Genomic DNA, 13,178 nt, shown 5'->3' on the forward strand with positions numbered 1-13,178 from the left:
GTATCTATTGCATTGTCAAATTATTACTTTAGCTCATCTACTGTCTCTGTTTTCCTCAAGCGTCCCACACCTTCTGCGATTGAAAGTAAGCTTTATATCAATACTATGAGCTGCCTCAGGCCTGATGGGACAAATGTCCTCCTCAATCTATTTTCTCCTCTTTATAATCCTCGCCAATAACTAAAAGCCATAAATGATGCCCTGAAACGGGCTCGCGAACATCCCCTTTCCGGCACCCCATTGCAATGCTGGAGAAACGACTCCAAGGATTAAAGATATGAATGTACTCGTTATTGATGGACATCCAAACCTGGCCCGGTCGGTCGCTAACTCGACCATTCTGGCTCACCAGACCCAGCAGACGAACTGGAGCATCAATCACGTTGCCCACTTTAACGGTGATATTAAGGTGGAGCAGGATTTGCTGCTCCGTGCTGATCTGATCGTGGTGCAGTTTCCGCTCTATTGGAGCACCTACCCGGCGGTACTGAAAAAGTGGGTTGACGATGTATTCACTTACGGCTTTGCATTCGGCCCGGATGGCAGCCGACTAAAAGACAAACCGGTGCTCTTCTCGATAACGGCCGGTGCAACCGAAGACTCCTACAGTGAAAGTGGGTTTAACTTCCTGCCTTTCGATGCCTATCAGGCAGCCTATGAGCACCCGTTCCGCGCAGCAGAAGTGAATATTGTCGACACCATTATCACGTTTGAAATGAATGCGAATCCGGAGGAAGGCGGCGATCAGGCCAACACTATCGCTCTGGCGCATACACATGCAAAATCTGTATTTGAGGCAATAAACCAACTGGCGGAGACATACGCATGATCCAGTCTGTTATCGGTATTGTTTCCCTACTCTGCGTGGGCTTTCTGTTCTCTGAAAACCGTCAACAAATCAGCTGGCGCGCTGTCAGTGGCGCCTTCGGCATCATTCTAACCGTGGCGTTTTTTGTACTGGCTACCGAAACCGGTGGCGAAGTACTGCTGTCGGTCTCCAATGCCGTCGGCAAGGTCTTTGGCTATGGCGTCGAAGGCATCCGTTTTGCCTTTGGCAGCTTGGTCAACTTCAGCGTAGACGGGATTGGTTTTGTCTGGGCGCTGCAGGTACTGCCGCAAATTATCTTTACCGCATCGCTGACTTCTCTGCTTTATTACCTGGGTATTATGCAGTGGTTTGTGTTTATTATCGGTGGCGGCTTGCAGAAAGTACTCGGTACTTCCCGTGCCGAGTCAATGAACGCAGCCGGTAATATCGTACTGGGCCAGACCGAAGCCCCACTGCTGGTGAAACCGTATCACCGCGTACTGACCCGTTCGCAGATCTTTGCTGTAATGGTGGGCGGCCTGTCCTCGATTGCCGGCTCGATCCTGGCAGGGCTTGCCGGAATGGGCGTTGAGCTGAACTACCTGATCATGGCGTGCTTTATGTCTGCGCCGGCCGGCTTGATGTTTGCAAAACTGATCATTCCTGAAACTGAAACGACCATTGATGAAGTGCCTGAGCTGCCTGACGACGAGAAGCCAAGCAGCTTCATTGATGCCGTCGCCAAAGGGGCTATCGCCGGGATGGGTATTGCCGCTATCGTTGGTGCGGTGATCATCTCCTGTATCGGTCTGATGGCCATGCTCAATGGTGGCCTGGGTGCCATTGGTGAGATATTTGGCGTACCGGAGCTAACTGTGGATGTCATCCTGGGTACGCTGTTTGCGCCAGTTGCCTGGCTGATCGGGATTCCATGGGAAGAAGCGATGACTGCAGGCTCGTTCCTTGGCCAGAAGATCGCAATGAATGAATTTGTTGCCTTCGCCAACATGGGTAATGTCGAGCTGACCCAGCGCTCAAACGCAATTATGACCATTGCACTGTGTGGCTTTGCCAATATCGGTTCTGTGGCCATGGTGTGTGGTGCCTTGAGCAAGATGATCCCTACTCGGGCCGGGGTGATCGGCCAGCTGGGTATGAAAGTACTATTGGCTGCAACTCTGGCAAACCTTATGAATGCCGCCATTGTCGGACTGTTTGTCTGATCCCCTAGAGTATGTCCCTAGCGCTGCGGGCAGAGCTTGAATACTGCTCGCAGCCTCCCTCTTTTTCCCAGTTTTAATCATTTAGGTAAGTTATGAGTAAACAGCCCCATATTTTGGTGGAGCCACATCAGGTCTCTGACAAAGTCATCGTGTGCGGCGAACCAGACCGAGTCAACCGAATCGCCGAGCATCTCAGCGACGTTGAGTTTCTGGCCGAGAACCGCGAGTTTCGTCTGGTACGCGGCTTATATAACCAGTCGTGGGTCACCGTATGCAGCACTGGCATTGGTGCCGCGTCCGCTCTGATTGCCCTTGAGGAACTGCAGCAGTGCGGAATGAAACAAATGGTCCGGGTTGGTTCTGCCGGAGCCCTGCAAAATGCGATCGCCCTTGGCGATATCATTATCGCCGAAGCGGCAGTGCGCGATGAAGGCGGGTCAAACAGCTATGTGAAGAACGCGTTTCCGGCCTGCTCTGATACCAGTTTGGTAAACGGTTTGAACGAGTACTGCGATCAGCAACAGATTAGCTTTCATTCTGGTGTAGTGCGCTCTCACGACAGCTTTTATACCGATGAGGAGCAGGAGATCTGCCGCTACTGGCATCAAAAAGGAGTACTTGGTGCCGATATGGAAACATCTGCTCTGCTTACCGTTGGTCGGCTGCGCGGCGTGAAAGTTGCTGCTATTCTGACCAACGTGGTTCTGTTTGAGCAGGATGTGCAGCAAGGGGTAACCGATTATGTGGCCGAATCAGCAGCTACCATGCAAGGTGAGCGCCACGCTATTCTGGCCGCCTTGCACGCACTGACCCGATAACCCAACGCTCGCTAGGCAAAGACAGTATGATTGGCAACCGGGATAATTCTGGTTGCCAATATAGTTTTTTGTGATATCGCAGCTATTAATCATCCGGCGAAGTGCGTATGTTGCCCGCTTCATTTTGTGAATGCGAACCAGTATGCAGTTGCACCCTTACCCGTCCACCCGGTTTACCTCAGTGTTAGCCCAGCGCCGCCAGGAATTTCAGCGCGCTTTGTATGACTGCCAAACCGGTACCCAAGTCTTTGAAGCCGGTGATACCATTCTCGAGCAGGGACAACCTATCCACCAGCTGTATGTGATCTCGGTGGGTAAGATTTCGATGCATATTTGCGCGCTGAATGGACGCCGTTTTCAGCTCGGAGAGCTCAATTGTGACCACCATATTTTTGGCGAAATGGAATTTTTTACCAGCCATCCCTGCCAGTGGAATGTAGTGGCCGATGATAGAATGGAAGCCGATGTCATTTGTGCTACCCAACTGCAGCAATGCCTGACCGAGCAGCCTCAACTGGCACTGTTTTTTGCTACCGCACTGGCTTGGGATTACCAAGAGTCGATGGACATCTACACCAACCGGGTGCTGCACCCTATTGCCTACAATATCGCGTTTGATTTATGGCAACGCGACATCAGCCACGCCTCCCTCGGCGCCTTCGATAAAGTCGAACACGAAGCGGAACGTTTTGGCACTTCCAGTAGAGTATACCGCCGAGCCCTGAACTCTCTCATCGAACAAGGGCTGATTGAAAAAAACGATAACCAGATCCAAATCCGTGACAGGCAAGCACTGGAGGCCTTTATCGCTATTCGTTAATTGGTCTGTATTTCGTTTGACGCCACCACATTTGGAATGGCCACCGATTTTATCGATGGCCTTTATCTTTTCTATTACCCGGCCATTCCTCTTACGCATTCTGATAGCGCTATATTGCTCCCAGAGTGAAAAAATGCCTGTCTCGTGACTCAAATACCCAAGCAGCAATTTACTCATTTGTCAGTTCAGCCAAAAACTCTTCAATTTTAACATTCCTATAAGGCATCTTATTTTTGACCGACTACTGAACTCACTTTTATTCGCCAGAGGCCAGAATTTCATCGCATTAATGGTCTATCTATTCACGTCTGTCATCAGTTATCTGCCCTTGAGCATTTAGCAAAGAAATAGGACGAACCACAAATAACAATAATGTCAATTTGAACAAATTCATTAATAAACAGTAGCTTAAACTGGTGCATTTCTATACATTATTAACAACCAGAAATATTCAATCGCCATCACACCTACAAACCATGATCCTGCTTCCAGTTTAAATATTGGCCACAGGCTTAATTTGCGTTCGAAATTTTGTTCCATTTTTTACCCATCACTACAAATAGGAATATTCCTTTAACGAAATCAATCGCACTTTTTATGCTTCACCGATTTCTTTCGGTCCGTTATCAGTAAAATTGTTTATAACTTTTAAGAATGCCTTTTGCATTCAAATTAATACTGTGAGCAGGAAGCTAGAGATTATGGAATATTTAGAGAGAATTAAGCGATTAGCTAAAATCCAGGGGATCAGCCAAAAACAACTTGGCGAGGCCCTAAGCCTTCAGCAAGGTACTATGAGCCGTAAGCTTTCAGGTAAATACGGTATTGAAGTCCGTGAACTTGAAAAGATTGCCGAGACACTGAGTACGTCAATCAGCTACCTGCTAACCGGCCAAATCGATACTGGTACCCAGGCAACCACGACCATCTCGAATGAACCTGCGCAAGGTACAACGAGTACCTATATCCCAATTATCCACCGTAAGGATTTCATCTCCTTCAGCAAAGGCGCAACGGTGGATGTTGTTAGCAAGCGCGCCATTCCAAACCACCTTGAGCGTGAAGAATGCCTGGGGTTACTGGTCGACAACGAGAACATTGCGCAATGTGCGCCGGTTGGTAGTTACGCGCTTGCAACACGTAAAGCCTCTTACCGCCCTAAGCAGCCTGTATTTGCCTCTGTACGCGGCAGCGAACCAGATTTCTACCACATGACCCAATTGGCTGATGGTGTCGTTTTCTCAACGTCGCAACCAGATTTCCCAAACCTGTTTGTGAACAATGATGAATTCCAAATCCATGGGTATATCATTCAATCTGACTGGGCGTATGACCGTTAAGTCATCTATACGTTATTTGTTTACGTGACTTCAGGTAAACAACCCGTAAAATAGCCGGGGTGGAGGTAATTATATGTCATCAGTTATCATCGCCTCAGCTAATCCTGCCAAAATCTCTGCAGTCGCTGACGCTTTTTCAACCGCCTTTCCGGAGCAAGTGTTCTCTTATAAAGGGATCAGTGTTGCCAGCGAAGTGCGCGATCAGCCTATGTGTGCCGACGAAACCCTAACTGGCGCCCGTAACCGGATCAACAATGCTCGCCGCGAGGTTCCTGATGCCGACTACTATGTCAGCATTGAAGCGGGAATCGACGGGCAATTTACCTTTGCCTGGATGGTAATAGAAAATGCCACTCAACGCGGCGAGGCACGCTCTGCATCTTTGCCATTGCCGCCGACAGCCCTGGATCAAATCCATCAGGGAATCGAACTGGGGGATGTCATGGACGAAATGTTTGAGCAGCGTAATGTCAAACAGCAAGGCGGGGCTATTGCCATGCTAACCAACCACAAACTCAGCCGCAGTTCGGTTTATCAGCAGGCTTTAATCCTGGCTCTGATCCCATTTATGAATCAGGAGCTGTTTCCGGCCTGATCACGAGTACGATAGCGTTATAGCCGATATAAAAAACCCTGTCGGTATGGGACAGGGTTCGCTCTTCACTTCATTCGACCAGTCAGTCAATGCACCTATTTGGTTTGATCCCGAAGCAATTGTGCCAGCCAGGTTTTCGTCGTGTCATCGTGGTGTTTTAGCTCATTCGAGCCACGGGTGATCGTCGCAACACCAACGCCTAACAACTCACTGATTTTGCGTTGGCTCCTGTCACCATTTAATAGCTCATGAAAAATATTAACCCGAGACAACAAAACGCTTCGCTCATCTGGCGTTAGTAGCAACTTCAGCAAAGTATCATCTTTTTGTTCAGTCGCAGCCTGGCGCACAATATCAATTACTTGCTGCCATTCAGTGAACTCAGGGGTTTCTGGAGTGGAAGACATTTTAACCTCATCAACGAGTACAGTTATCTACCTCGAATTCTATCTTGTTCTTTGCATACAACCAAGCCAGTGCCACGCCACCGCTCTGATTAATACTTTGCTTTTAGCTCATTCGGTTTTAACAGCGGGTTCTTCTTGCCTGTAAGATCGCCATAGTACACTTCAAACATCAAGATATTCTGGACATAACCACGGGTTTCGGTAAACGGGATCGCCTCGATAAACTCATAGACATCCAGCTGGCCATCCGTTTCCTGCCGCCAGCGCTTTACCCGGGTTGGGCCGGCATTGTATGCGGCAAAAGCAAAGATGCGGTTGTTATCATAGCGATCCAGCATCATTTTTAGGTAACCGCTGCCAAGGCGTATATTAACGCCTGGATCAAACAAGCTTTTCTTTCCCTGATAATTACGCCCGAGTTTTTTCGCCGTTTCTTTTGCTGTCGTTGGCATCAGCTGCATTAGCCCACGGGCGCCAACTGGCGACACCGCTTCTACATTGAGCGCACTCTCCTGTCGAGCTAAGGCCATCATCGTAGTTACCGGCAGTCCCCGTTTTTTACTGAAAAAATCAAACCACCACTTGTGTGCTATTGGGAAACGCAGCTCAATATAGTCCCACAGCTGACCTGAAATCGTTGCCTGCACCGCCAGGTGATGCCACTTATTGGCTGCTGCGTAGGTTGCCAGCATAACAACCTGGTCATTATCCATACCATCAAGTAAATAGTGCCATTCACGGTTGGCTGCAAATATCTTGTCTAGTGCTATCAGCTCTTTAATACGGAGTAGTGTTTCTGCATATTCGTGAGTCAGCAGGTTTGCGCCCGCAGATGTTTTGACCGGATAGACAATCGGCTTTCCGAGCACCGTTGCAGCCGCCACGCTATAGAAATCCCGCTGACCAAGGATCGAGCTATAAAGTTTATCTGCGGCTTTTTTCTTCCCCTGCTTAGCCAAAATATTAGCCTGCCAAAACGTCCAGCGCGTGGTTTCGCGGGCACTCAATGGTAAGCGGGCTATCCAGTGTTCCGTTTCTTTCCAGTTGGCCTCCCGGATTGCCATGCGGATCCGGCGCTCCAGTAATCCCACATTACGGCTAGCCGCCAGTTTCTTGTCTCGCCAGCTGATCAACTTTTTGTCTTCGGTTGAAAACAACCGACTGGCCGTATAATCCGCCAAACGCTGTCGCTTGGCTGCTGAAAAATGCTGGCCGTCCATCGTGCGCTGGTACTGCTTGACCGCCTCTTTCACATCATCGCGAACCAGGCGCTTATACGCTAGCACTGTCAGGCTCTGGTTGAACGGAGTCACTTTGCTACGCTTGGCAAAGCCGGCTACCAGTTCGGGATTGTCATACAGGTCAAGTACCGCTTTTCCGTTGGTCTTTCCACTGCCGGAAAGCTGCTTGTTCAGGTAGTTAAGGCGGTTACGATTCCCTTCCGCAAACACCAGTAACATACGATCTAAAATCACTGTATTACTTCGCTGGCCAGCCTTCTGCCATTTAGCGAGCAGCGGATCGCAGGCATCGCTAATCGACTTACCGGTCAGCCATAACGACTCTGCTCCCTGCCAGGCCACTTCCGTATTACCAAGCTTGCTCTGGGCATAATAATAATGGCACTTTAGCACCTCGCTCCGCGGCGGCATGGGCTGTACCTCAACAAAGTTCTGCCAGCGCTCGGCATTGGCCAGGTGTTGCAGGTAACGAGACTTAATCGTGGTACTAAAGGGTAGGCTCTTGTGCTCAGCGATAAACGCTTCAACCTGCTCTGGGGTCTTGTTTGTTAAATTGCGAGAGAAATCACGATAGTCGAGATAGGGAGACAAGGGATAGTCGTCGAGCTTTTTACGCAACTGACGATAGGCTTTGAGATTATTATCTTCCAGTGCAACACCCGCCCGCTCATACCATTCGCGCTGTTGTTCAAGTGAAGCTGCCTGACTGGCTGGCACAGCCAATATGCCCGCAGCAACTAGGACAACCGAAAAAAACTTACGGATAAATAAGCAAATCAAAACACAATCCTATTCCGGCTTCAGTCCGGTTGATTCCATCCAATGAACCATTCAGCCAATAACTATGCCCTTGGTTGCCTATATTACCTAGAGATTTTTTTCTAGTCGCTTGGTTCGCAGTTACAGCATCCAGGATCCGGCTGGTATTTATTCATCTTAAACGCTAATTATGAACAATGCTGTTAAACTTATGTCCAGAACAGGTAAAATACCCCTTTCCTTTAGATTAGAGATTGCAAACGGATATGGCTGAATACGTCTATACCATGTCGCGCGTGGGCAAAATTGTTCCGCCTAAGCGCCAAATTCTGAAAGATATTTCCCTTAGCTTTTTTCCTGGCGCCAAGATTGGTGTTCTGGGCCTAAACGGTGCCGGTAAATCGACCCTGCTTCGCATCATGGCAGGTATCGATACCGATATCGAAGGTGAAGCTCGTCCGCAGGCGGGCCTAAAAGTCGGCTACCTGCCACAGGAGCCGGTACTGGACGAAGAAAAAACCGTTCGTGAAGTGGTTGAAGAAGCGGTAGCAGACGTTAAAGAGGCGCTGACTCGCCTTGACGCGGTATACGCAGCTTACGCCGAGCCAGATGCTGACTTCGATGTACTGGCAAAAGAGCAAGGCGAGCTGGAAGCTTTGATCGAAACCAAAGACGGTCACAACCTAGAAATGCAGCTTGAGCGTGCTGCCGATGCCCTACGCCTGCCAGAATGGGATGCCCAGATCAAATTCCTGTCTGGTGGTGAGCGTCGCCGTGTAGCCATTTGCCGCCTGCTGCTGGACAAGCCAGAAATGCTGCTGCTGGATGAACCAACGAACCACCTTGATGCAGAATCTGTCGCTTGGCTTGAGCACTTCCTGGTTGACTACAGCGGTACTGTTGTTGCAATCACCCACGACCGTTACTTCCTGGACAACGCTGCAGGCTGGATCCTCGAACTTGACCGTGGTGAAGGTATTCCATGGGAAGGTAACTACACCTCTTGGCTAGAGCAGAAAGACGCACGTCTGAAGCAAGAAGCCTCACAAGAGAAAGCGCGCCAGAAAACTATCGAGAAAGAGCTTGAGTGGGTACGTCAGAACCCTAAAGGCCGTCAGGCGAAGTCGAAGGCACGTATGGCTCGCTTCGAGGAGCTTAGCACCACCGATCACCAGAAGCGTAATGAAACCAATGAACTGTTCATCCCGCCAGGCGAACGCTTGGGTGACAAGGTAGTAGAAGTCACCAACCTGACTAAATCGTTCGGCGATCGTGTTCTGATTGACGATCTGTCATTCAGCATGCCTAAAGGTGCGATTGTCGGCATCATCGGTCCGAACGGCGCAGGTAAATCTACCCTATTCAAGATGCTAAGTGGTACGGAGCAACCTGACTCGGGCACCATCGAGCTAGGTGAAACCGTTAGCTTGGCCTCTGTAGATCAGTTCCGTGACAGCATGAATGACAACAACACGGTTTACCAAGAGATCTCCGAAGGTGCCGACATCATCAAGATCAACAACTTTGAAATCCAAGCGCGTGCTTACTGCTCACGCTTCAACTTCAAAGGCAGCGATCAGCAAAAACGCATCGGCGATCTGTCTGGCGGTGAGCGTAACCGTGTTCACCTTGCCAAACTGCTTAAAGCCGGCGGCAACGTACTGCTACTCGATGAGCCAACCAACGACCTTGACGTTGAAACGCTACGTGCACTAGAAGAAGCACTGCTAGAGTTCCCAGGCTGTGCCATGGTGATCTCGCACGACCGCTGGTTCCTAGACCGAGTGGCGACCCACATTCTGGACTACCGTGACGAAGGTCAGGTTAGCTTCTTCGAAGGTAACTATACCGAGTACACCGACTGGCTGAAGAAAACCCTTGGCGCTCAGGCTGCAGAGCCACACCGTATTAAATACAAGCGTATTGCCAAGTAAGGTCTCTGACCGCATACCGAGAAGGGCTGCCTCTGGCAGCCCTTTTTGTTGGGCTTCTTTCTCCCTTATACCAACCGGGATAAATCAGTGTTCGGATAATAGCGCAGGAAAAATGATCAAATACTTATGTTAATTAGCATCATGCCTGATTTTTACTCTTTTCAATCAATCTCAGTGCCGGAGTAGCACATTTTTGTGATCGTATTCCTGGAGAAACATCCCATTTCTGATTACACTTAAGTGACTAATAAATCAAAAAAGTATTGCTATGGTTGAACGACGCCACTTTATCCGCATCCTCTACCAGACTCCAGCGACGTTACGTCACTCGCAGGGAGAATGGTCTGCGGAAGTCCGTGATCTTTCATTGCAGGGGATCCTGCTTACCTGTCCGGCAAACTGGACTCCCAGTTCGGATAAGCACTATAGCGTCAGTTTCTGCCTGCACGACAGTGATATCGAACTGAACATGGAAACTCAGTTAGTCCATCATGATAGCAATTACCTGCGTATGCAGATCCATCATATTGATATTGAAAGTGCCAGCCACTTAAAACGCCTAGTCGAACTGAACGTCGGTACGGATGAACTATTACATCGAGAACTAGAACAACTGGCAGATTTAAAAAAGCACCTTAACGAGTAGTAGTCATTCACCATGTCGGAAAGTATTTGTATCTCGGTCTCAGATAGCCGAGGCACCTCTCATTATTTAATCAACCGCTTTAAAAAACGCTATTTTGCCCTCGCTTGCGTCATTGTGTTGTCCATGATCGCGTCAGCCAGTTATAGCGTCTACAGCCTTTATCAACAAACAATTGAATCAGACCAACAGCTTAATGAGTTAAATGTACAAACCGAACAGCTGACGGCCTCCCTGTCGGAAGAAAGTGCCGCCAACCAGGCGCTTAACCAAGAACTGGCAGACAAAAAAGCAGCTCTGGCCTTACTGACCCAACGTATCGATGATGTCGAAACCATTCTGGGCCTGCAATCAAACGACGGTGAGGAACTCCCCTTAGAGCAGCGTGTTGACAGTGCTGCAATAAGCTCCGCAGTAAGGGGAACCCTGTTCCGACTGCTGCCAAACGGCAGCCCGACACCCGGGATCCGCATGTCTTCCCAGTATGGCGTCCGGATCCATCCGGTTACCGGACGACGCAAGTACCACCGCGGATTGGATTTCGCCGCAAATATCGGCACCCCTATCTACGCCCCGGCAGACGCCGTCATCGAGGTGATCCGCCCGAGCAAGAAAAAAGGCTCCGGCAATTTCCTCAAACTCAACCATTCAATGGGTTTTGCCACAACTTACTCGCACATGAAAAAATTTAATGTTAAGCGCGGTCAGTTCGTTCGCAAGGGCGATCTCATCGGCTGGTCAGGCAATACCGGACTATCAACCGGGCCACATCTGCATTATGAAATTCGTTTTCTGGGACGCGCGCTCAACCCTCGCCCATTTGTCGAGTGGACGCCGGATAACTTTGATTCGCTGTTTGAAAAAGAAAAGACTGTGCAATGGACGTCCCTATTGGAAATGGTTAATAACGTAGTTTCGATGCAAGTACAATTAACCCATGTCCCCGAACCACAAATGCCGATTAAAACGGCAAGCAATCAGTCGCTGTCACCAGAGCAGCGTAAGCTCTGATACCCCAAGCCTTCGCGGCAAAATAGCGCCACAAACAAAAAACGAGAGCCAAAGCTCTCGTTTTTGATCACGTTGCAAAGTGGCTTTAAAGAGCAACCTGCTCAAAGGCAGTTAGCGCCTCCTGCAAATCCTCCACCGCAATGATTTCAATACCATTCACCTTACGACTGGCATTGGCCTTGGGCACAATAGCCCGGGTAAAGCCTTGCTTGGCTGCTTCGCGAATACGCTCAATACCATTGGCCGCCGGACGAATATCAGCATTCAGGCCAATTTCGCCAAACACCAGTACATCCTGGGGGATAGGCGCATTCTTGAAACTAGAGAAAATTGCCAACAGTACCGCCAGATCTGCCGATGTTTCATCGATTTTGATCCCGCCGACACAGTTAACAAAGATATCCATATCAGACAGCATAACCCCGCCATGACGGGCCAATACCGCAATCGACATGGCCAAGCGGTTGGAATCATAACCCACCGTCAAACGACGAGGATTTTCCGTTACCGAGTTATTGCATAATGCCTGAACTTCCACCAGCAAGGGGCGAGTTCCCTCCCACAACGTGGTACAGGCAGATCCCGCATGGTTCTTGTTCGAGCGGCTCAAAAAAATCGCCGATGGATTTTTCACCTGTTTCATGCCAGTTTCCGTCATCGCGAAGAAGCACGACTCCGAATCCGCACCGAAACGGTTTTTCGACGTCCGCAACACCCTGAACTTTTCATCCGATGTCGATGACAAGGCAAACAGACCATCGACAATGTGGATCAGCTGCATCGGTCCCGCTACGTTGGAGTCTTTGTTGATATGCCCCACGATCATAAAGGTCACCCCTTCAGTCTTAGCGAAACGGGTCAAGGCGGCGGCTGACTCTTTGACCTGACTCGGGCTACCGGCCGCCGACTCATTATGGGCAACCGTCATGGTCTGAATCGAGTCAATAATCACAAATTCCGCTTTCTGCTGCGTAACATGATTCAATACTTGCTCGACAGATGTCTCGGCCACTACGTTGATCTTATCGATGTTCTGGGTACCCAGGCGCTTGGCACGCTGCGATATCTGATGGATAGACTCTTCACCAGAGACATACAGCGCGGACTTTTCGGCCGCAACCGAACCAATACTCTGCAGTAACAACGTCGATTTACCGGCTCCGGGATCACCGCAGAGCAGCAATACCGAACCCGGCACAATCCCACCGCCCAGCACTCTATCGAGTTCTGAAATACCGGAACCAAAACGGGGCAAATCCTTGCTTTCAACTTCTGATAGCTTCTGAATTTTTGTTGCAGCACCAGCATAACTACTGGTCGCTGACTGCGCCCCTGCGCCAATCGCGGATCGCGTTTTCGGGATTGTAAATTCTGTAATGGTATTCCAAGCAGCACAGGCACTGCACTGCCCCTGCCAACGAGGAAAATCTGCACCACACTCACTGCACACATAAGCGCGCTTTGTTTTGGCCATGTTTCACCTTAACTCTTGATCAACAGCACACTATTCCCGCAAAGAATACCGTAACTGGTACTTCCAGCTGCAAATCCTAATAACAAACTAAACTTTTGCTGCAAA

General features: G+C 49.5%; 13 protein-coding genes. 10 read left to right on the forward strand and 3 right to left on the reverse strand.

Annotation, left to right across the window (positions count from 1 at the left end; translation table 11 throughout):
* The 7 genes from MD588_RS14470 to yjjX form a co-directional block, all read left to right on the forward strand.
* On the forward strand, window positions 1–180 hold a 180-nt coding region (locus tag MD588_RS14470; protein WP_265698086.1), incomplete at its 5' end, for a hypothetical protein.
* A gap of 97 nt (window positions 181–277) precedes the next feature.
* Window positions 278–829 (forward strand): NAD(P)H-dependent oxidoreductase, encoded by a 552-nt coding sequence (locus MD588_RS14475; protein WP_265698087.1) that lies wholly within the window; start codon window positions 278–280, stop codon window positions 827–829.
* Entirely contained in the window at window positions 826–2,031 is a 1,206-nt protein-coding gene (locus tag MD588_RS14480; protein WP_265698088.1) for a NupC/NupG family nucleoside CNT transporter, read from the forward strand. Before MD588_RS14475 ends, MD588_RS14480 begins: the two co-directional genes overlap by 4 nt.
* A 92-nt stretch (window positions 2,032–2,123) precedes the next feature.
* A complete protein-coding gene (locus MD588_RS14485; RefSeq protein WP_265698089.1) occupies window positions 2,124–2,849 on the forward strand; it encodes a nucleoside phosphorylase in 726 nt (241 codons plus the stop codon).
* Between the two features lie 142 nt (window positions 2,850–2,991).
* Window positions 2,992–3,669 carry a Crp/Fnr family transcriptional regulator gene (locus MD588_RS14490; protein WP_265698090.1) on the forward strand — a complete coding sequence of 226 codons (678 nt, stop codon included), beginning with the start codon at window positions 2,992–2,994 and terminating at the stop codon, window positions 3,667–3,669.
* 701 nt (window positions 3,670–4,370) lie between these two features.
* Complete coding sequence (locus MD588_RS14495; protein WP_265698091.1) at window positions 4,371–5,009, forward strand: helix-turn-helix domain-containing protein; 639 nt, start codon at window positions 4,371–4,373, stop codon at window positions 5,007–5,009.
* A gap of 73 nt (window positions 5,010–5,082) precedes the next feature.
* Complete coding sequence (gene yjjX / locus MD588_RS14500; RefSeq protein ID WP_265698092.1) at window positions 5,083–5,604, forward strand: inosine/xanthosine triphosphatase; 522 nt, start codon at window positions 5,083–5,085, stop codon at window positions 5,602–5,604.
* Window positions 5,605–5,699: 95 nt separating this feature from the next.
* On the opposite strand, the gene trpR is transcribed toward yjjX, so the two are convergent.
* The gene (gene trpR / locus MD588_RS14505; RefSeq protein ID WP_265698094.1) at window positions 5,700–6,011 is read right to left on the reverse strand and encodes a trp operon repressor; all 312 of its coding nucleotides are present in this window, start codon (window positions 6,009–6,011) and stop codon (window positions 5,700–5,702) included.
* 89 nt (window positions 6,012–6,100) lie between these two features.
* Window positions 6,101–8,032: a murein transglycosylase gene (gene sltY, locus MD588_RS14510; RefSeq protein ID WP_265698095.1), complete on the reverse strand. Its 1,932-nt coding sequence runs from the start codon at window positions 8,030–8,032 to the stop codon at window positions 6,101–6,103.
* 245 nt (window positions 8,033–8,277) lie between these two features.
* On the opposite strand from sltY, the gene ettA reads away from it, so the two are divergent.
* From ettA to MD588_RS14525, 3 genes are all read left to right on the forward strand, one after another.
* Window positions 8,278–9,945, forward strand: coding sequence for an energy-dependent translational throttle protein EttA (ettA, locus tag MD588_RS14515; RefSeq protein ID WP_265698096.1), 1,668 nt, complete (start codon window positions 8,278–8,280; stop codon window positions 9,943–9,945).
* Window positions 9,946–10,213: 268 nt separating this feature from the next.
* On the forward strand, window positions 10,214–10,591 hold the full coding sequence (locus MD588_RS14520; RefSeq protein ID WP_265698097.1) for a PilZ domain-containing protein: 378 nt from the start codon (window positions 10,214–10,216) through the stop codon (window positions 10,589–10,591).
* Between the two features lie 12 nt (window positions 10,592–10,603).
* Complete coding sequence (locus MD588_RS14525) at window positions 10,604–11,599, forward strand: M23 family metallopeptidase (RefSeq protein WP_265698098.1); 996 nt, start codon at window positions 10,604–10,606, stop codon at window positions 11,597–11,599.
* A gap of 85 nt (window positions 11,600–11,684) precedes the next feature.
* Here MD588_RS14525 and radA read toward each other — a convergent pair whose 3' ends face one another.
* Window positions 11,685–13,073, reverse strand: a complete 1,389-nt coding sequence (gene radA / locus MD588_RS14530; RefSeq protein ID WP_265698099.1) for a DNA repair protein RadA — start codon at window positions 13,071–13,073, stop codon at window positions 11,685–11,687.
* Between the last annotated feature and the right edge of the window lie 105 nt (window positions 13,074–13,178).

Origin of the sequence: Photobacterium obscurum (assembly GCF_026191635.1) — a bacterium.
GTDB lineage: Bacteria > Pseudomonadota > Gammaproteobacteria > Enterobacterales > Vibrionaceae > Photobacterium > Photobacterium obscurum.